19 protein-coding genes are annotated in these 18,245 nt (G+C 64.6%); 10 read left to right on the top strand and 9 right to left on the bottom strand.

Going from position 1 to position 18,245, the window contains the following annotated elements; all coding sequences use genetic code 11:
- Positions 1-121 precede the first annotated feature (121 nt).
- A complete protein-coding gene (sodB, locus tag ACW7G6_RS00475) occupies positions 122-700 on the top strand; it encodes a superoxide dismutase [Fe] (protein ID WP_456978940.1) in 579 nt (192 codons plus the stop codon).
- Positions 701-748: 48 nt separating this feature from the next.
- Here sodB and ACW7G6_RS00470 read toward each other — a convergent pair whose 3' ends face one another.
- Positions 749-1,903 carry a 5-(carboxyamino)imidazole ribonucleotide synthase gene (locus ACW7G6_RS00470; RefSeq protein ID WP_456997329.1) on the bottom strand — a complete coding sequence of 385 codons (1,155 nt, stop codon included), beginning with the start codon at positions 1,901-1,903 and terminating at the stop codon, positions 749-751.
- Entirely contained in the window at positions 1,900-2,403 is a 504-nt protein-coding gene (gene purE / locus ACW7G6_RS00465; protein WP_456961023.1) for a 5-(carboxyamino)imidazole ribonucleotide mutase, read from the bottom strand. The genes ACW7G6_RS00470 and purE overlap by 4 nt, the downstream gene beginning before the upstream one ends.
- A gap of 92 nt (positions 2,404-2,495) precedes the next feature.
- Between purE and ACW7G6_RS00460 the strand changes: the two genes are divergently transcribed.
- From ACW7G6_RS00460 to ACW7G6_RS00450, 3 genes are read left to right on the top strand one after another with little or no spacing between them, the layout of a single operon-like run.
- Positions 2,496-2,765, top strand: coding sequence for a Trm112 family protein (locus ACW7G6_RS00460; protein WP_456978937.1), 270 nt, complete (start codon positions 2,496-2,498; stop codon positions 2,763-2,765).
- On the top strand, positions 2,762-3,628 hold the full coding sequence (gene nadC / locus ACW7G6_RS00455; protein WP_456997328.1) for a carboxylating nicotinate-nucleotide diphosphorylase: 867 nt from the start codon (positions 2,762-2,764) through the stop codon (positions 3,626-3,628). Before ACW7G6_RS00460 ends, nadC begins: the two co-directional genes overlap by 4 nt.
- A 2-nt stretch (positions 3,629-3,630) precedes the next feature.
- Positions 3,631-3,942: a DUF3301 domain-containing protein gene (locus ACW7G6_RS00450; RefSeq protein ID WP_456961020.1), complete on the top strand. Its 312-nt coding sequence runs from the start codon at positions 3,631-3,633 to the stop codon at positions 3,940-3,942.
- Here ACW7G6_RS00450 and ACW7G6_RS00445 read toward each other — a convergent pair.
- From ACW7G6_RS00445 to ACW7G6_RS00420, 6 genes are all read right to left on the bottom strand, one after another.
- Positions 3,935-4,486, bottom strand: a complete 552-nt coding sequence (locus tag ACW7G6_RS00445) for a ClpXP protease specificity-enhancing factor (RefSeq protein WP_456978934.1) — start codon at positions 4,484-4,486, stop codon at positions 3,935-3,937. The genes ACW7G6_RS00450 and ACW7G6_RS00445 overlap by 8 nt on opposite strands.
- Before the next feature lie 81 nt (positions 4,487-4,567).
- Positions 4,568-5,203, bottom strand: coding sequence for a glutathione S-transferase N-terminal domain-containing protein (locus tag ACW7G6_RS00440; protein ID WP_456997327.1), 636 nt, complete (start codon positions 5,201-5,203; stop codon positions 4,568-4,570).
- 137 nt (positions 5,204-5,340) lie between these two features.
- The gene (locus ACW7G6_RS00435; RefSeq protein WP_456978932.1) at positions 5,341-6,087 is read right to left on the bottom strand and encodes a cytochrome c1; all 747 of its coding nucleotides are present in this window, start codon (positions 6,085-6,087) and stop codon (positions 5,341-5,343) included.
- Positions 6,080-7,339, bottom strand: a complete 1,260-nt coding sequence (locus ACW7G6_RS00430) for a cytochrome b (protein ID WP_456997326.1) — start codon at positions 7,337-7,339, stop codon at positions 6,080-6,082. The genes ACW7G6_RS00435 and ACW7G6_RS00430 overlap by 8 nt, the downstream gene beginning before the upstream one ends.
- Before the next feature lie 3 nt (positions 7,340-7,342).
- On the bottom strand, positions 7,343-8,023 hold the full coding sequence (petA, locus tag ACW7G6_RS00425; RefSeq protein ID WP_456978930.1) for a ubiquinol-cytochrome c reductase iron-sulfur subunit: 681 nt from the start codon (positions 8,021-8,023) through the stop codon (positions 7,343-7,345).
- A 136-nt stretch (positions 8,024-8,159) separates the two neighbouring features.
- Entirely contained in the window at positions 8,160-9,098 is a 939-nt protein-coding gene (locus tag ACW7G6_RS00420; RefSeq protein WP_456978929.1) for a lytic transglycosylase domain-containing protein, read from the bottom strand.
- 149 nt (positions 9,099-9,247) lie between these two features.
- On the opposite strand from ACW7G6_RS00420, the gene miaB reads away from it, so the two are divergent.
- The 6 genes from miaB (at position 9,248) to ACW7G6_RS00390 (ending at position 16,474) form a co-directional block, all read left to right on the top strand.
- Positions 9,248-10,654, top strand: coding sequence for a tRNA (N6-isopentenyl adenosine(37)-C2)-methylthiotransferase MiaB (gene miaB / locus ACW7G6_RS00415; RefSeq protein ID WP_456978928.1), 1,407 nt, complete (start codon positions 9,248-9,250; stop codon positions 10,652-10,654).
- Between the two features lie 68 nt (positions 10,655-10,722).
- Positions 10,723-11,169, top strand: a complete 447-nt coding sequence (gene azu / locus ACW7G6_RS00410) for an azurin (RefSeq protein WP_456978927.1) — start codon at positions 10,723-10,725, stop codon at positions 11,167-11,169.
- Positions 11,170-11,242: 73 nt separating this feature from the next.
- Positions 11,243-11,935: a TetR/AcrR family transcriptional regulator gene (locus ACW7G6_RS00405; RefSeq protein WP_456997325.1), complete on the top strand. Its 693-nt coding sequence runs from the start codon at positions 11,243-11,245 to the stop codon at positions 11,933-11,935.
- A gap of 133 nt (positions 11,936-12,068) precedes the next feature.
- Complete coding sequence (locus ACW7G6_RS00400; protein WP_456997324.1) at positions 12,069-13,130, top strand: DmsE family decaheme c-type cytochrome; 1,062 nt, start codon at positions 12,069-12,071, stop codon at positions 13,128-13,130.
- A 15-nt stretch (positions 13,131-13,145) separates the two neighbouring features.
- Positions 13,146-15,680, top strand: coding sequence for an MtrB/PioB family outer membrane beta-barrel protein (locus ACW7G6_RS00395; RefSeq protein WP_456997323.1), 2,535 nt, complete (start codon positions 13,146-13,148; stop codon positions 15,678-15,680).
- 8 nt (positions 15,681-15,688) lie between these two features.
- The gene (locus tag ACW7G6_RS00390) at positions 15,689-16,474 is read left to right on the top strand and encodes a c-type cytochrome (protein WP_456997322.1); all 786 of its coding nucleotides are present in this window, start codon (positions 15,689-15,691) and stop codon (positions 16,472-16,474) included.
- A gap of 59 nt (positions 16,475-16,533) precedes the next feature.
- Here ACW7G6_RS00390 and ACW7G6_RS00385 read toward each other — a convergent pair whose 3' ends face one another.
- Positions 16,534-18,225: an amidohydrolase gene (locus ACW7G6_RS00385; protein ID WP_456997321.1), complete on the bottom strand. Its 1,692-nt coding sequence runs from the start codon at positions 18,223-18,225 to the stop codon at positions 16,534-16,536.
- Positions 18,226-18,245: the final 20 nt, after the last annotated feature.

Genomic DNA, 18,245 nt, shown 5'->3' with positions numbered 1-18,245 from the left:
TGGCGCGCTCCTGGGTTTGGCTTGCCGTGACCGTTGACGACCACGCAACATGGGGTGGGGATAGAATGGGGATTGTAATCTTTTGCTGTCCCCCAGAGTCACTTTCATCAGGAGCCCGCCAATGGCCATCGAACTGCCTCCCCTGCCCTACGACAAGAACGCGCTTGAGCCGCATATCTCGGCGGAGACGCTGGACTACCACTACGGCAAGCATCACAAGGCGTACGTCGACAACCTCAACAAGATGATCGAGGGTACCGAGTTCGCCGACATGCCGCTGGAGGACATCATCCGCAAGTCGCAGGGCGGCATGTTCAACAACGCCGCGCAGGTCTGGAACCACACCTTCTACTGGAACTGCCTGTCACCCAACGGCGGCGGCGAGCCGACCGGCAAGGTGCTGGACGCCATCAACAAGGCCTTTGGTGATTTCGCCAAGTTCAAGCAGCAGTTCAGCGACACCGCGATCAAAACCTTCGGCTCCGGCTGGGGCTGGCTGGTACAGCGCGCCGATGGTTCGCTGGCACTGGTCAGCACCGCCAACGCCAACACCCCGCTGACCGGCAGCGACACCGCGTTGCTGACCTGCGACGTGTGGGAGCACGCCTACTACATCGACTACCGCAACGCGCGGCCGAAGTACGTGGAGTCGTTCTGGAACCTGGTCAACTGGGACTTCGTTGCTTCGAACATGAAGTAACCGGACGGTTGATGCGCAACACGAACGGCCGGGGCGACCCGGCCGTTTTTATTTTTTCTGGTCGCCCTGCAATCTGGCGATTACCGGCGAGACTTGCGCCTCGCGCCCAAGCGCTGCGCCGACCCTCTCCAATGCGGTGACCAGCTCGCCGGTGGAATCCGCGCGCAAGGTGGCATGGCCGACCTTGCGCCCGTCCCGTGCAGCCTTGCCGTAGTCGTGCCAATGACCTGACGGCTCGGCCAGTATCGGGTTGGCCTCGGGCATCGCGCCGATCCAGTTGAGCATGCAAGCGTGGCCGAGCATGCGCGTAGAGCCCAACGGCCGACCGAGCACGGCACGCAAATGGTTCTCGAACTGGCTGGTCTCCGCGCCCTCGGTGGTCCAGTGCCCGGAGTTGTGGACGCGCGGCGCAAGTTCGTTGGCGAGCAGTTCACCGTCGCGGCAGAACAGTTCCAGCGCCAGCACGCCGACATAATCCAGCGCATCGGCCAGCTTGCGCGCATAGGCAAACGCACGCTCGGCCAGCGCTTCGTCGACGCTCGCCGGTGCCAGGCTGGCCGACAACACGCCGTCGACGTGCCAGTTCTCGGTCAGCGGCCAGGCTCGGAACTCGCCGTCACGGCCGCGCACGGCGACCACGCTCAACTCACGCTGGAAGTGGACGAAACCTTCCAGGATCAAGCCGACCTTCGCCGCCTGCGCGCCCAGTGCCACCCAGGCGTCGTCGGCGTCGCCTGCGGTGCGGATCCGGAACTGCCCCTTGCCGTCATAGCCCAGACGCCGGGTTTTCAGGATGCACGGCAGCCCGACGCTGGCGATCGCCTGGTCGAGCTGTTCGCGGGTATCGACCACGGCGAAGTCGGGCACCGGGATGCCGAGCTCGCGGAACAGGGTCTTCTCGGCCAGCCGGTCCTGGGCGGTACCCAGCGCGCGCGGGTTGGGGAATACCGGGACCCGATCGACCAGCCATTTGGCCGACTCGGCCGGCACGTTCTCGAAATCAAACGTAGCCACGTCGATACGGGAGGCAAACTCGCCCAATGCCTCCTGGTCCACGTAGTCGCCCACCACCATCGGCGCGAACTGGCCGGCGCAGGCATCGGCAGCGGTGTCCATGACCAGGAAACGCAACCCCAGCGGAGCACCCGCCAAGGCCATCATCCGGGCCAGCTGGCCACCACCGAGAATGCCGACCGTGCTCATCGACGCGGGTCGTCGTTGCGGGCGACGTCGTTGGTTTGCCGTTCCCGGAACTGGGCCAATGCCTCGCCGACCGCCGGATACTCGACCGCCAGCATGGCCGCCGCGAACAGCGCCGCATTGGCCGCACCCGCATCACCAATGGCGAACGTGGCCACCGGAACACCGGCCGGCATCTGCACGATCGACAGCAGCGAGTCCATCCCGTTGAGCGCCTTGCTCTGCACCGGCACGCCCAGCACCGGCACCGTGGTCTTGGACGCCAGCATGCCCGGCAGGTGCGCCGCGCCGCCGGCACCGGCGATGATGGCGCGCAGGCCGCGACCGGCCGCACTGGCGGCATAGTCGAACAGCGCATCGGGCGTGCGGTGCGCGGAAACCACCCGCACCTCGTGGGCAACACCCAGCGCTTCCAGTCGTGCGACGGCGTGCTGCATCGTCTCCCAGTCGGAGCGCGAACCCATCACGATGCCGACCAGCGGCCTCGGTGCGGTGTCTGTCATGGTTGGACCCTGCGGCAAAACGGTATTCTACCGGGCATGCACGCAAGCGCCATGCGTGTGCACATCCCGAATGAACTGGAGACTCCCACCCCATGGACCGCAAGTTGCTCGATCTGCTCGTCTGCCCGATCACCCGCCAGCCATTGGCCATGCTCGAGGGACGTGGGCTGCAAGTACTGAATGACGCGATCGCCAGCACCACGGTATCCCGGGACGACGGCAGTCCCCAGACCGAGCCGCTGCGCGAGGCCCTGGTGACCGCCGACCGCAAACGCGTCTACCGGGTCGACGACGGCATTCCGGTGTTGCTGGGCGACGAGGCGATCATGACCGCGCAGGTCGATGGATTTCCGTCGGCATGACGGCCGACTTCCATCCGCCCCTTGCTGCGATTGACGCTGACGTCGCCAGTGCGTTGGCCGAAGACCTGGGCAGCGGCGACGTCACTGCTGCGCTGCTGCCCGATGCCGCCGACACCGCCTACCTGCTGTGCAAGCAGGACGCCGTGGTGTGCGGGCGGCCCTGGTTCGATGCCTGCCACCGCGCGCTGGACCCGCAGGTCCGTATCGACTGGAAGGTAAACGAAGGCGACCACGTGACCGCCGGCACCGTATTGGCGCTGCTGAGCGGCCGGGCGCGCGCGCTGGTCAGCGCCGAGCGCACGTCATTGAACTTCATGCAGACCCTGTCGGCGACCGCCACCACCACCGCGAGCTACGTCGAGGCGGTAAGCGGCACCCGGGCAAAAATCCTCGACACCCGCAAGACCATCCCCGGTTTGCGCCAGGCGCAGAAGTACGCCGTGCGTGTCGGCGGCGGCACCAACCATCGCATGGGCCTGTTCGACGCGGTGATGCTGAAGGAGAACCACGTGCGCGCGTCCGGCTCGCTGACTGCGGCGATCAACGCGGCGCGGTCCGCACAACCGTCGCTGCCCCTGATTGTCGAAGTCGAGACCCTGGCGGAACTGCGCGAGGCGCTGGAGGTGGGTTGCGACCGCATCCTGATCGACAACTTCGATGCTCCCACCCGGCGCGAGGCCGTCCGGATCAACGCGGCGCATGCACGTCGGGTGCCGCTGGAAGTCTCCGGCGGGGTCGACCTGCCCGGTCTTCGCGCCATTGCCGGGGACGGCGTCGACTGCATCTCCATCGGCGGGCTGACCAAGCACGTGCAGGCCATCGACCTCTCGCTCAAGCTCGGCTCGCCGCCGGCGACGGGCTGACCATGCCGACCCTGCTGATCATCATGCTGGTCGCCGGTGCCGGCTTCGCGTTCTGGAGCGCGGGACGTGGAGCGGCCGAGCGCGCGGAAGAGGTGGGACGCGACGCCTGCAATGCGGCGGGGGTCCAGTGGCTGGACCAGAGCGTGCATGCCATTGGTCTACGACTGTGCCGTGGCCATGATGGTTGGCTGGGATGGGAACGTACGTTCCGCTTCGACTATTCCCGCGACGGAGAGGACCGACACGTCGGCCGGCTGGTATTGCGCGGCAACCGCCTGGTGTCGTTTATCGGACCGGTCAGCCCGCCTACTTGACCACCCTCAGGTGTCCGCCACGGCGCGGCCCGGGCCCGTCTGGGCCATCGTCGGGACCATCATCACGATCGCCGTTGGCAGACGAGGCCTTGTCCGGGTCCTTGGGCACCGCACTCAAGGACGGGCGAGCGGGCTCCGCAACACCATCATCGGTGTTGGACTGTCCTGTGCCGGCCGAGTCGATACCGGCGCCATCGGCAGCACTGCCCGCACCGACATCATCGGGCAAGGCCATGCCGTGGCCGGTCTCACGTGCGTAGATCGCCAGCACCGCACCCACCGGTACAGATATGGACTGGCTGACACCACCGAAACGGGCGCTGAACCGAATTGACTCGTTGCTCATCTCCAACGCGGAAACGGCGCGGTCGGCAATGTTGAGCACGATCCGACCGTCGCTCACTGCGCTGACCGGCACCCGGACATCCGGCGCGTTGGCATCGACCAGCAAGTGCGGCGTCATGCCGTTGTCGGCGATCCATTCGTACAGCGCCCGCAACAAGTAGGGGCGATGACTGGTCATCGGGAGGCTTTGTTCACTCATGGGGGCAGTTTAAGCCAACCGGCCCGGCCAGGGCACCTGGATCGATGCCCATTTCCGGTGCGATTTTCCGGATCAGCCGGATCAACCAGGCAACTCGTTCAGCCGCCGCTCTTGCTCGGTCAGGCTGCGTGCAAAGCCCGGATTACGGAAGATCCGGCTGCCGTAATCCTCGATGGACTTGCCATCCTTGGGCAGCGCCACGCCCAGCGACGGCAGCCGCCAGATGATCGGTGCCATCGCGCAATCGGCCAGGCTCATCTCGGCATTGAGGAAAAACTTGAACGCCTTGAACAACGGCACCGACGCGACTAGGAGCTCTTTCAACCGCTTGCGGCCCGCGTCCGCCTGACTCTTGGTGCCCAGCTGGATCGCTTGCACCTGCGGCACCCAGTCGATTTCCAGGCGCAACGTGGCCAGGCGCAATCGGGCCCGTGACAACGGGTCCACGGGCATCAACGGCGGGTGCGGATAGCGCTCATCGAGGTACTCGCTGACCACGCTTGCCGCGTACAGCACCAGGTCGCGCTCGACCAGGGTCGGCACGGAATGGTAGGGATTGAGATCGATCAGGTCTTCCGGTGGATCCTGGGGATCGACTGGAATCAAATCGTACGTGACACCCTTGGCCGCCAGCACCAGCCTTACCCGATGGCACAACACGCAATCGTTCGCGGAAAACAGGGTAAGGGCATTACGCATACGTGGGCTCGCCGCCATTATCGACCTCTCCAGCACCCGGAATCCGCCGGATACAAGACGCTGCCCACCCAGCGTGGGCAGTCGTCACGGCCTCGAGCAACGCACCCTCACAGCCGGCCACCAATCGCCGGCTGCTTATGGGCAGGTGCGTCTGACTAGTCCACGTCCCGCCAATACTCTTTGTTCAAGAGCCAGGCGAACAGCGTGAACACCGCCAGGAACAAGACAACCCACACACCCAGGCTCTGGCGCTTGAGGGCAGCAGGTTCACCCGCGTACTCGAGGAATGCAGTGATATCACGTACCGACCGATCAAAGGCCGCCGGGTCCAGTGACCCGGCCTGGGTGATGGTGAGTCCATTGACCACCTTGTCACCAGTGACCGGGTCGGGATCGCCGTACTCGGCGTGCTGCAGTCCTTGCAGCTTCCACAACGGGTTGGGCATCGATACGTCCGGGAACAACTTGTTGTTCCAGCCCAGCGTTGCGGATTCGTCCAGGTAAAACGACTTCAGGTAGGTATACACCCAATCACTGCCGCGGGAGCGGGAGATCAGGCTAAGGTCCGGCGGCATCTTGCCGAACCAGGCGGTTGCCCCGGCCTCGGGCATCGCCACTTCGATATGGTCACCAAACTTGGCGTCGGTAAAGACCAGGTTGGACATCACCTGCTCTTCGGTCAGCCCCAGATCGGACGCCAGGCGCGAGTACCGCAGATACTTCAGCGAATGGCAAGCCGAGCAGTAGTTCATGTACAGCTGGGCGCCGCGCTGCAGCGAGCCTTCGTCGTTGAGATTGGTCCCGGCCTGCAACAGGCCTCCGCCGCTGGCCGCAAACGCGGCAGCCGAAACCAGCATGCCGGCGGCAAAAACGGTGATCCTGCCAATGATGGACTTATTCATGCATCGTTACCCGTTCCGGTACCGGCTTGGTCTTGTCGAGCTTGCTCCATAGCGGCATCGTGATGAAGAAAGCGAAGTAGAGGAAGGTCAGCACGCGGCCGATCTGGGTCTCGACCGGGTCGGTTCCAGGACCCGAGCCAATCTTGCCCAGCCAGACGAAGCAGACCACCAGCAGCGCCAGCATGGTCTTGGTGATCCAGCCCTTGTAACGGACCGACCTGACCTTGCTGCGATCCAGCCAAGGCACCGCGAACAGGATGGCGATCGCACCAAACATCACCATCACGCCGCCCAGCTTGTCGGGAATCACCCGCAACATCGCGTAGAACGGGGTGTAGTACCAGACCGGCTTGATGTGCTCCGGAGTGACCAGACGGTTGGCTTCCACGAAGTTGTCATGTTCCAGGAACCAGCCACCAAACGCGGGTGCAAAGAAGATGATGAACGCGGCAATCATCAGGAACACGCCGATCCCGACCAGGTCGTGCACGGTGTAGTACGGATGGAACGGGATGCCGTCGGCCGGCTTGTTCGCGTCCCAGCGGTTGCCCTTCGGACCTTTCTTGATCTCGACGCCGTCCGGGTTGTTGGAACCCACCTCGTGCAACGCACCGATGTGCAGCACTACCAGCAACAGCAATACCAGCGGCAGTGCAATCACATGCAGGGCGAAGAATCGGCCCAGCGTCGCATCGGAAGGCAGGTAGTCGCCCATGATCCATTCGGTCAGGCCCGAACCAATCACCGGGATCGCGCCAAACAGCGAAATGATCACCTTCGCGCCCCAGAACGACATCTGGCCCCACGGCAATACGTAGCCCATGAAGGCTTCTGCCATCAGTACCAGGTAGATCAGCATGCCCAGGATCCACACCAGCTCACGCGGCTTCTGGTAACTGCCGTACATCAGCCCGCGGAACATGTGTATGTACACCACGACGAAGAACAGCGAAGCGCCGGTGGAGTGCATGTAGCGGATCAGCCAGCCCCACTCCACGTCACGCATGATGTACTCGACCGAGGCGAACGCCTCCGCCGAGCTGGGCTTGTAGTGCATGGTCAGGAAGATGCCGGTGAAGATCTGGTTGACCAGCACCACCATCGCCAACACGCCGAAGTAGTACCAGACGTTGAAGTTCTTCGGGGCGTAATACTCGGTCATGTGCTTGCGGTAGACCGGCATCATGCCCGGCGCGCGCTCGTTGACCCAATCCATCACGCCATTGGCGCTACGGGTGAAGATGTTCGCCATGACTCAGGCTGCTCCCTGGTTGGAAGACGGGGGATCGAGGCCGACCACAATGGTGACGTCGTCCTTGTAGTAGTGCGGCGGCACAACCAGGTTGGTTGGCGCCGGCACCCCCTCGTACACGCGTCCGGCCATGTCGAATTTCGACTTGTGGCAGGGGCAGAAGTAGCCGCCTTTCCAGTTCGGGTCGAACGGCTCGGGCCGGATCTCGGCCTTCATCTCCGGCGAGCAGCCCAGGTGTGTGCAGATGCCGACCAGAACCGAGACCGCCGGCTTGATCGAGCGCAGCTCCGGATGCTCGGCAATGACATACGCCGGCTGCTGTTCCGGGTTCTCCGACATCGGGTCGCGCAGGTGGTCGTCCAGGGTGGGCAACGCCTGCAGGATCGCCTCGGAACGACGCACGACCCAGATCGGCTGGCCACGCCACTCGCGCATCAGGCGCTGACCCACTTCGAGTGCGCTGATGTCGACGGTGATCGGCGCACCGGCCTGCTTGGCACGCTCGCTCGGGTTCCACGACTTGATGAACGGCACCGCCAGGAAACCGGCGCCCACCGCGCCTACCACGCTGGTGGTCGCAGTCAGGAACCGGCGGCGCCCCAGGTCGGCAGGTTTGCTGACCGGGTTACTGACGGATCCACTGGCAGGATCGTGATGAGGATCATTGATCCCTGGATTGGCCATCCGGCACTCCGTAAAGCTGGTAATCGACGTTCCGCCACACTACCGACCCGATTGGTGACGGTTGGCGGCTCATAAAGGCAGGAAGTGTAACGGAAGGATGAACAGCTCGACAATCGTCGCGGCGTTTTGACACGTCCTATTGCGCTGCCCGGTACCGGTCGGCCAGCACCCCGACGCGCTTCACATAGCGCTGGGTCTCGCTATACGGCGGCACCCCCTTGTACTTGTCCACCGCGCCTTCACCGGCGTTGTATCCCGCCGCCGCCAGGGTCAGGTTTCCATCGAAGCGCTTCAGCAGCCACGCCAGGTACTCCACCCCGCCAAGGATGTTCTGGCCCGCATCGAAGGCGTTGCCCACCTTGAAACGGCGCGCGGTCGCGGGCATCAGCTGCATCAGGCCCTGCGCGCCGACCCGCGACAGCGCGTTGGGGTTGAACGACGACTCGGCATGGATGATCGCGCGCACGATTGCCTCATCCACCCCGTGCTTGGCCGCCGCGGCAGCGATCTCCGCGCTGTAGGCCTGGGTATTGAGCCGGACATTGCTGAAGTTGACGCCCGAAGCGGTCCCGCACGCGAAACAGGTCTCGAGGAAGCTGTACTTGATCGTGCGCACCGGCCCCGCGCGTGCCACGCCCTGGGGACGCGCGCTGGTGTAGTGACGCACGCCATCCTTGATGTAGGAATACACCTGCCCCTGGACTCGCCGGGCGCCTTTCGACCCCGGCGTAACCGAGCTGACCGGCGCAGCATTGGTCATCAGGCCGACTTCGGCGCCGGCGGATGCGTCCGTGCTGATGCTGGCTGGCGCGCCTTCGATGGAATGGGCTGCCGTGGCGCTGCCGACCGTCGCCGGCGTGCTGGGTGTTTGCGGTGCGCTGATCGACGAAACGCCCGTCCCGGAAGTCGCGCCGCCGGTATAGCGGCTTATCGGACTGCACTTGGCGCCCGAAATGCGCTTGCTGACGTAACTGCGGACCCCATCATCACTGTCGCAGCGATACACGGTACCGGCGACCACGGGCGTGGCAACCAGCAAGCAGGCAATCCCCAACAGTGCGATACCCCCCCTCATGTCGCGAGTCTCTCCTTTAGCGCGCGCGTTGCCAAGCACCTCACCCCTGAAACGGGACCAACGCCCCGATGCGGCCGCGGCAGCGGCTAGACTACCCGGTTCCAACCACCTCCGGCGCGGATTAACCGCCGCCCCTCCCGGAACCCGCCATGACCGATACCCCTGCCCGCGGCAAGCTTTTCATCCAGACCCACGGCTGCCAGATGAATGAATACGACTCGGCCAAGATGGCCGACGTCCTGGCCGCCAGCGACGGACTGGAACTGACCGCCGACATTGAAGAAGCCGACGTGATCCTGGTCAATACGTGCTCGATACGTGAGCGGGCGCAGGACAAGGTGTTCAGCCAACTGGGCCGCTGGAAGGCCCTCAAGGACGGCGACCGGCAGGTACTGATCGGTGTCGGCGGATGCGTGGCCAGTCAGGAAGGCTCGGCAATCATCAAGCGGGCGCCGTATGTGGACCTGGTGTTCGGCCCGCAAACGCTGCATCGGTTGCCGGAACTGATCCGCGAGCGTCGCCAGACCGGGCAGCCGCAGGTGGATATCAGCTTCCCGGAGATCGAGAAGTTCGACCGCCTGCCGACGCCACGCGCCGACGGGCCCAGCGCGTTCGTGTCGATCATGGAAGGCTGCAGCAAGTACTGCAGTTTCTGCGTGGTGCCCTACACCCGCGGCGAGGAGGTGAGCCGGCCGTTCGAGGACGTACTGGTCGAGGTCGCCCAACTGGCCGCGCAAGGCGTGCGCGAGGTCAACCTGCTGGGACAGAACGTGAACGCCTACCGCGGCCCTTATGGCACGGAAGCCGAGTCGAACGAGGAACAACTGGTCGCTGATCTCGGCCTGTTGATCCGTACCATTGCCCGGATCGACGGCATCGACCGGATCCGCTTCACCACCTCGCACCCGCTGGAATTCTCCGACTCGCTGGTGGAGGCCTACCGCGACGTGCCGGAACTGGCCAACTACCTGCACCTGCCCGTCCAGGCGGGCAGCGACAGGGTGCTGGCGGCAATGAAGCGCGGCTACACCACGCTGGAATTCAAGCAGAAGATCCGGAAATTGCGGGCGGTACGGCCGGACATCTCGATCTCCTCGGACTTCATCGTCGGCTTCCCCGGCGAGACCGAGGCGGACTTCGAGAAAACCATCAAGCTGATCGAGGATGTCGGCTTCGATCAGTCCTACTCGTTCATCTATTCACGCCGTCCCGGCACCCCGGCCGCCGACCTGGAAGACCACACCAGCGATGCCGACAAGCGCACCCGGCTGGCGCGGTTGCAGGCGCTGGTAAACGCCAATGCGAAGACCATCAGCGAGGCCATGGTGGGCAGCGTCCAGCGGGTGCTGGTCGAGGGGCCATCGCGGCGCGATGCGAACGAGCTGACCGGCAAGACCGAAAACATGCGCTCGGTGAACTTTGCCGGTCATCGGCGGCTGGTCGGGCAGTTCGTGGATGTCGTGATTACCGATGCGATGAGCAATTCGTTGCGCGGTCGCGTTGCGACCACCGGCACCGACAGCCCCGTGAGCGTTCTTCACCAGCCGTCCATGTAACCTCAATTACAGTACCCGAACGCCCTGCCATGCAAGGCGCCCATTTTTTCTCATGTGAGGCCATCCCAATGTTGCGCACACTCGTTATCGCCGCTGCCCTGTCCCTGGCCGCTCCGGCCGCCTTCGCCGCCACCTGCTCGGTGGATCTGGAAGGCAACGACGCCATGCAGTTCAACAAGAAGGAGATCGACGTCAGCAAGAGTTGCAAGACGTTCACGATCAACCTGAAGCACACCGGCCAGCTCGCCAAAAACGTGATGGGCCACAACGTGGTAATTGCCAAGACCGCCGATATGCAGGGCATCGACGCAGACGGCATGAAGGCGGGCCTGGATGCCGATTACATCAAGGCTGGCGATGCGCGGGTGATCGCCCATTCCAAGGTGGTCGGTGGTGGCGAGAGCACCTCGATCAGCTTCGATCCGGCCAAGCTGAGCGCGGACCCGAACTCGTTTTTCTGCAGCTTCCCCGGCCACTCGGCATTGATGAAGGGCACGCTCAACCTGGTGCCGTGATTCCAGCCGCATGTTCCCTCGACGGCCGCCTTTGTCCAAAGGCGGCCGTTTTGTTGCCACGTATCATCCGTCCATGACCGCTCCAGCCAAACCCCATACCAGGGGCATCCGAAAATCGCCCGCACTGCCCAAGCTGAAAGCCCGTCCGGCAGCCAAGTTGCGCAAGCGTGGCGAGGAACGGGTCGACCGTTTCCTGGAAGCGGCGACCCAGGTCTTTCTCGAAAAAGGTTATCGCCATGCACGCCTGAGCGAGATCGTCAGCCGTGCCGGTGGTTCGCTGGCCACCTTGTATCGCGTGTTCGGTGACAAGGAAGGCCTGGCGCACGCGATCATCGAGCGGCAGGCGGAAAAATTCACCCTCGTGTTCCACGACCTCTGCCTGTCGGCCTTGCCGCCTGAAGAAGGCCTGCACCTGCTGGCCCGGCGCTTCGTGGAAACCATGGTGTCGATGGAGTCCCAGGTACTGCACCGCACCATCATCGGCGAGGGGCACGCTTTCCCCGAATTGCGCGACTGGTACTTCGAACACGCCATCGGTGCCACCAATCACATCCTCGCCGAGTACCTGCTCCAACAGGAGACCGCGGGCCGGCTGGTGCTGCCCCAAGGACCAGAACTGGCCGCGATCCAGCTGGCGATGCTGATGGTCGGCGACCTGGTGTTGCGCATGTCCAGTGGCCACCTGGTGACGCCGGAGGCAGCGACCGCCATACAGGCCGCCCGCGCCGGCGTGGATGCTTTTCTGCAGGGTGCCCTGCCGCGCTGAAGCCGAGGCAGAAAACCCGCACCACTTTCCGCTTGACTCAGGCTGAACGACACCTTTATGGTCGGCATGTAATTTCGATTACGCCAGTCAGCCGCCACGGAGCGGCCAGCCAGCAAAAAAAGGTGAGGTTTCAATGCGCATTTTTCTGGGTCTGGGTCTGGCGGCAGCCGCCGCTGCCGTACTTGCCGTAGCCGGCTGGCAGGCGCCCGTGGCCGCGCAAAGTACCGCTTCGACGGACAATCCATACAATCTTCCCAGCACCCATTTCGGCAGCGACGGTCCGGTCGCTGGCCATGGCTTCGACGTCCCGCCCGGCTTCGCCCATGCGCGTGTAGCGAGCAACCCGCTGGCTGCCGACGCCACGCCGATCGGCGAGCAGACCTGCAATTCCTGCCATGCCCGCGAAGAACAGAACTTCGCCCATACCAGCCATGCGCTGGGAATGAAGGTCGCGCTGGCAGCCAACCCCGAAACGCCGACCTGCGAGGCCTGCCATGGCCCGGGCTCCAAACACATGGAGAACCCCGCAGCCAAGGGCGCGATCATCGCCTTCACCAAGGACGGCGGCACGCCGGTCCCCACCCAGACCGAGACCTGCATGGGCTGCCACTCCGGCGGTCCGCGTGACCAGTGGGTGGGCTCGGTCCACCAGCGCAATGACCTGTCGTGCAGCGATTGCCACAATCCGATGGCGCGCCTGTCCGCAGAAGGGCTGATGGCCAAGCCGTCGATCAACGAGACCTGTGCGACCTGCCACAAGGACATCCGCCAGCAGTTCAACCGCCGCTCGCACATGCCGCTGCCAGAAGGGCAGATGGCCTGCGTGGATTGCCACAACCCGCACGGCGGCTTCAACGAGGCGCTGCTCAAGACCGACACCGTCAACGAGACCTGCTACCAGTGCCACGCCGAAAAGCGCGGGCCATTCCTGTTCGAGCACGCCCCGGTACGCGACAACTGCCTGAACTGCCACATGCCGCACGGCTCCAACCAGCACGCCCTGCTGGTGGCCCCGATCCCGATGCTGTGCCAGCAGTGCCACTCGCACGTCCGCCATCCCAATGACCTGCTGACCAGCCAGTCGCTGGGCATCGGGGCCGCGCCGGACGAGCGGCTGATGGGTCGTGGCTGCATCAGTTGCCATTCGCAGATCCACGGTTCCAACAACCCTTCCGGACCACGACTTCACAAGTAAAGGGAGTGCCGAGCCATGCACGGACATCCACGACTGCTGCCGTTATCCCTGGCAGCCCTGTCGTTGTCGCTTGCCCTCGCCCCCCTTGCCCATGCACAGGACAGCGGCACCGGAGTCGACCTGCAATTTGGCACCGCGCTGGACCCGGCCGGACTGTCCGCACGCAGCTGCGATCCCGATGGCATGAGCTGGTTGGCCGGCGATGCCAAACGAACGCCGACCGGCTATCTGTATGGCTGCACGCCCACCCCATACGGCCTGGACTCGACTGCCACGCTGGACGACACCTGGCTGGGAGGCGGAACGCTGTCGGTCGGCTACCTGCATCTCACAGGCGACCAGGACAACACCCAATGGCGTCGGTTCACCAACTGGGACGACGGCTTCGTGCTCAGCGCCGACTTCCGCCTGGTACGTCCCGACCAGGGCCGCTACATCGACTTGCGCGCCACCCGTATCAACGAGGACAGCCAGTTCTATCGCGCCGTATTCGGCCAGGCCGGAAAGTACCGCGTGCAGGCGTTCGTGCGCTCGCAACCGAACATCCTCAGCGGCAACGCCCGCTCGATATGGGATGGCGTGGGCAGCCAGCACCTGACCCTGAAGGACGGCCTCACCGTCAACGGCAGCACCGTCGACCAGGTCTCGGCGGTGTCGGCAGCGCAACCCCTGCAGACCCTGAAGGTGGTGCGCGACAAGCAGGGACTGGGGATCCAGTACCTGCTCAACAGGCAGTGGACGGCCACGTTCAACGCCAGCCACGAATCGCGTGACGGCGCGCGACCGTTTGGCGGGCCGTTCTTCTTCAACTATCCGTTCCCGGACAACGGCGGCATCTACGAGATCCCCCGGCCGATCGACGACAGCACCGTCAACGTGAATGCCGGTCTGCGCTTTGTCGGCAACGACTGGCGCATGCAGTTCGACTATGCCGGCTCGTTCTTCCGCAACGCGTACACCGGTTTCGACTACGAGATTCCGTACACCACATGGTCGGTTACCGGTGTGCCCACCCCACAGGTTCCGCTGGGCCAGTACTCCTACGAACCCGACAACGACTACCACCACGTCTCCGGCACCTTCAGTCGGCGGATCAAGTGGAATGGCGATTTTTCGGTAAAGGCCGCGTTTGGCACCTCGCGCCAGAACGACAGCTTGCTGCCGCCGACCAACTGCCAGGGTCAGGTCGGCATCCCGATTCCCGGCTTCCTGTATGACTGCGCGGACTGGAACACCACCGCCTCGCTGTCGCGCCAGAGCGCCGACCTGGCCATCAATACCCAGCGGCTCGACTTGCGGGTGGTGCTGCAACCGGCCACCGGTCTGAGCTGGCGCTCCACCGCCAAGTTCCACCGCGAGGACTATTCGGGCACCTACTGGGCCTACAACCCGCTGACCGGGCAATACGGGTACATCGCCGAGAATGGCGCGATGGGCAGCGTGGTGCCGGGCGAGATGGGCGTGTGGGACCCGGGTGCCAATGCCTCGGTCCCGACCCGGGTACGCAACCTGCCGCTGGACAAGGAAACCTGGGAAGCATCCACCGGCGTCAATTGGCGGATGAACACGAAGAACACCCTCGGAGCGGGCTACACCTTCACCCGCACCGAACGCACCAATCGCGAGTTCGCCACTGTCCAGGACAACGAGCTCAAGCTCAACTGGACCAACCGTTCGATCGACTGGCTGAACTTCCGCGCCAATTACGCCTTCCTCGACCGCTCGGGCAACGACTACAACTCCAACCCCTACTCGTTCACCCTCTCGCATGACATGCCCGGCTATGTCCCGCCACCGGGCGGCACGCCTGCGCATACGATCGCCGAACTGCGCAAATACGACGTGGGCGAACGCGAGCAGCACAAGATCGACCTGATGGCCACGGCGACGCTGCCCAACAACATGACCGTCAGCGCCTCGATCCGCGGCGACTGGAACGACTACGACGCCCAGGCCGGCCGGCAGCAATTCGATACCCTCGGCACCAGCCTGCAATGGGAGTGGCAGCCCGTCCCGGGCCGGGTCGCCGGCGCGTGGTACGGCTATGACGAGTCGGACCTGGTGTTCGCCAACGCCAACGACGTGGCGATCACTCCCGACCCCAACCTGGACGGCGCGACCTACCAGGACGGTGGCCGCTGGAGCACCAACGACCGGCAGCGCAACCATTACGCAGGCGCGAACTGGTCGCAGCGTTTCGGCAAGGCCACCTTCGATGCATCGTGGAACTGGACCTACACACGCGGCATGACCCGCTACGATTTCGCCTCGGCCGACGCGATGGCGTACCCGCAGCTGGTCGCCAGTGCCAACGGCGCGTTCCCGCCGATGATCTACCGCTCCAACTCGCTCAGCCTGTCGCTGTCGTTCCCGATCAACGACCGCATCGGGGTCCGCCTGTTCAACACCTACGAACGCGCGCGACTGTCCGACTGGCACTACCTGGGTTTTGACCAGAGCCGGGTCTACGACCACCGCGTCTACACCGACGGCGGCCCGATGGATTACAGCGTCAACATGTTCGGCGCGATGCTGGAGGTCCAGCTATGAAACTTGCAGTGCCTGCCTCTATCCTGGCCGCTACCCTGCTGGCGGTACTTCTGGGCCCGGCCGTGGCGCAGGCGCAGGAGTCGCCAACGAGTGATTCGGCGCCGGCCGAATCCCCTGCAGAAGCGGAAGCCCCGTCGCCGGATTATCTCGACTTGCGCCGCGTCGCCAGCATCCATGGCGATGCCGCCGCGGGGCAGGCAAAAAGCGAGCTGTGTGCTGCCTGCCATGGCCCACAGGGCATCGCGATCGCGCCGATCTTTCCGAATATTGCCGGCCAATCGGCCGACTTCATGTATTGGCAACTGGTCGAATACAAGCGCGGCGTGAATCCCTCGCCGATGACCCCCCTGGTAGCGAACCTGTCGGATCAGGACATGCGCGACCTGTCGATGTACTACGCGGCCATGCCGGCCGATGGGGCGCCTTCAAGCGGACAGGAAGCACCGGCCGCTGCAGCCGACCCGGCTCAGTTGCAGTTGGGTGAGCAGTTGTATCTGTCCGGCGATCTGGGCAAAGGCATTCCGTCGTGCCAGGGCTGTCACGGCGCCGATGCCCGCGGTCCGGCGGCGGCTGACCGGGTAAATCGCAGCGGTCATCACCCCTATGCCGGCTACCCGTCGCTGCGCGGACAGCAGGCCGCCTATCTGCAGGCCAAGCTGGGCGCCTATCGCGACGGGAACATCGGCGACTCCACCTCCGACTTCGTCATGACCGGGGTCGCCAAACAGCTGGATGACGCCTCGATCCAGGCACTGTCGACCTGGTTGTCGAGCCTGCCGGCAACCGATCGGTAGCGGTCAACCGCCTGACCGCTACCAACCCGGCCGCGAGCATGTGCCGGCAGACAGCGGAATCAGGGCCCGGCCGCGCTGTAGACCGCCTCCCCGTCCACGTATGTGCCCAACACCGTCAGTTCACGCAACTGCGACGGATCGATCGCCAGCGGGTCCTGCGCCAGCACCACGAAGTCGGCGCGCTTGCCGACCTCCAGGCTACCCACTTCATCCTCGTTGAAGCCGGCATACGCCGCGTCCAGGGTGAATCCACGCAGGGCCTCGTAGGCGGTCAGTTTCTCCTCCGGCTGCCAGCCACCCAGCGGCAGGCCTTCGGCATCGGTGCGCGTGGTCGCCGAGTACAGACCCAGCCGTGGATCAACCGACTCGACCGGGAAGTCCGAGCCCAAGGCAAGCCGCGCTCCGCTGTCGCGCAACTCGCGCCACGCATACGCCCCCTGGAGCCGCTCCGCGCCAATGCGATCCTCGGCCCAGGGCATGTCGCTGGTGGCGTGGGTAGGTTGCATCGATGCGATCACCTGCAGGCGTGCCAGCCGTGGCAGGTCCTCGGGGGAAAGGATCTGCGCATGTTCGATACGCCAGCGATGGTCGCCACTGCTGTCCTTGCCCAGTACCCGTTCATACGCCTCAAGGACCACATGGTTGCCACGGTCGCCGATCGCATGGGTAGCAACCTGTATGCCACAACGCTTGGCTTTTTCCGTCACCTCCGCCAATTCATCCGGTTTGACCATCAACAACCCCCGGTTGCCTGGATCGTCGCTGTAGTCGGCCAGCAACGCCGCACCGCGACTGCCCAGCGCGCCGTCGGCAAACAGCTTGACCGAGCGCATCTGCAAGCGACCCGACGGGTGCCGGTAGGCGCCGTCACGGCACAACATCGCCAGTGCATCGCCGTCACCGGCCGCCATCGCGTTGATGCGCAACGGCATTTCGCCACGGTCGGCCAGCTGCTGGTAATGCTTCAGCCCTGCCAGCGAGACGCCCGCGTCGTGCACGCCGGTCAAGCCATGCTCGACCGCGGCTTGCATCCCCAACGCCAAGGCGTGTTCCTGCGTGGCGGCATCGGGCTCGGGTTCCTGCGCGTCGATCAGTGCCATTGCCCCATCAACGAACACGCCGCTTGGCTGACCATTCGCATCGCGCTCGATCTTGCCGCCTTCGGGCTGCCAGTCGCCGGTCAGGTCACGCTCCACCAGGGCCATCGCGGCACTGTTCGCCCAGCCCGCATGGCCGTCGATCCGCCGCAGCCACACCGGGCGATCCGGGAACAGGGCGTCCAGGTCGGCGGCGGTCGGGAATCGCTTCTCCGGCCAGTCGTTCTGATCCCAGCCAGCTCCCAACAGCCAGGCGCCATCGGGCAGTTCGTCGGCAAAATCGCGCAGTCGTTGCAGCGCCTCCTCCTTGCTGGCGGCATCGACCAGGTACGCCTGCAGTTCGTTGAACCCCAGCCCCGCCACGTGGCCATGGGCGTCGATCAGGCCCGGCACCACGGTGGCCTCGCCGACATCCAGGCGGCGGGCATCCGGATAGTCCCGCAGCAGCGCATCGCGCTCGCCAAGCGCCACAATCGCGCCGGTGTCGTCGAATGCCAACGCCTCCACACGGGGCTGCGCGGTGTCCATCGTATGGATGCGTGCCGCCGTCAGTACGGTGACTTCGGCGGCCAGTACCGGTGCGGCCAGCGGCATGACTGCGGCGAGCAACGCTGTCTTCAGCAGGATATTCCGGGTCTTGCGCGTCGCCTGCATTGCCATGCCCCTTATGAGTG

Source organism: Lysobacter sp. A421 (assembly GCF_054052145.1).
Note: the sequence above shows the minus strand (reverse complement) of the source record. Positions and strands in the feature narration are given on the sequence as shown.

Coding starts and splice junctions, on each gene's coding strand:
- sodB (WP_456978940.1), top strand. CDS start 122: ATGGCCATCGAACTGCCTCCCCTGCCCTACGACAAGAACGCGCTTGAG.
- ACW7G6_RS00470 (WP_456997329.1), bottom strand. CDS start 1,903: ATGAGCACGGTCGGCATTCTCGGTGGTGGCCAGCTGGCCCGGATGATG.
- purE (WP_456961023.1), bottom strand. CDS start 2,403: ATGACAGACACCGCACCGAGGCCGCTGGTCGGCATCGTGATGGGTTCG.
- ACW7G6_RS00460 (WP_456978937.1), top strand. CDS start 2,496: ATGGACCGCAAGTTGCTCGATCTGCTCGTCTGCCCGATCACCCGCCAG.
- nadC (WP_456997328.1), top strand. CDS start 2,762: ATGACGGCCGACTTCCATCCGCCCCTTGCTGCGATTGACGCTGACGTC.
- ACW7G6_RS00450 (WP_456961020.1), top strand. CDS start 3,631: ATGCCGACCCTGCTGATCATCATGCTGGTCGCCGGTGCCGGCTTCGCG.
- ACW7G6_RS00445 (WP_456978934.1), bottom strand. CDS start 4,486: ATGAGTGAACAAAGCCTCCCGATGACCAGTCATCGCCCCTACTTGTTG.
- ACW7G6_RS00440 (WP_456997327.1), bottom strand. CDS start 5,203: ATGGCGGCGAGCCCACGTATGCGTAATGCCCTTACCCTGTTTTCCGCG.
- ACW7G6_RS00435 (WP_456978932.1), bottom strand. CDS start 6,087: ATGAATAAGTCCATCATTGGCAGGATCACCGTTTTTGCCGCCGGCATG.
- ACW7G6_RS00430 (WP_456997326.1), bottom strand. CDS start 7,339: ATGGCGAACATCTTCACCCGTAGCGCCAATGGCGTGATGGATTGGGTC.
- petA (WP_456978930.1), bottom strand. CDS start 8,023: ATGGCCAATCCAGGGATCAATGATCCTCATCACGATCCTGCCAGTGGA.
- ACW7G6_RS00420 (WP_456978929.1), bottom strand. CDS start 9,098: ATGAGGGGGGGTATCGCACTGTTGGGGATTGCCTGCTTGCTGGTTGCC.
- miaB (WP_456978928.1), top strand. CDS start 9,248: ATGACCGATACCCCTGCCCGCGGCAAGCTTTTCATCCAGACCCACGGC.
- azu (WP_456978927.1), top strand. CDS start 10,723: ATGTTGCGCACACTCGTTATCGCCGCTGCCCTGTCCCTGGCCGCTCCG.
- ACW7G6_RS00405 (WP_456997325.1), top strand. CDS start 11,243: ATGACCGCTCCAGCCAAACCCCATACCAGGGGCATCCGAAAATCGCCC.
- ACW7G6_RS00400 (WP_456997324.1), top strand. CDS start 12,069: ATGCGCATTTTTCTGGGTCTGGGTCTGGCGGCAGCCGCCGCTGCCGTA.
- ACW7G6_RS00395 (WP_456997323.1), top strand. CDS start 13,146: ATGCACGGACATCCACGACTGCTGCCGTTATCCCTGGCAGCCCTGTCG.
- ACW7G6_RS00385 (WP_456997321.1), bottom strand. CDS start 18,225: ATGCAGGCGACGCGCAAGACCCGGAATATCCTGCTGAAGACAGCGTTG.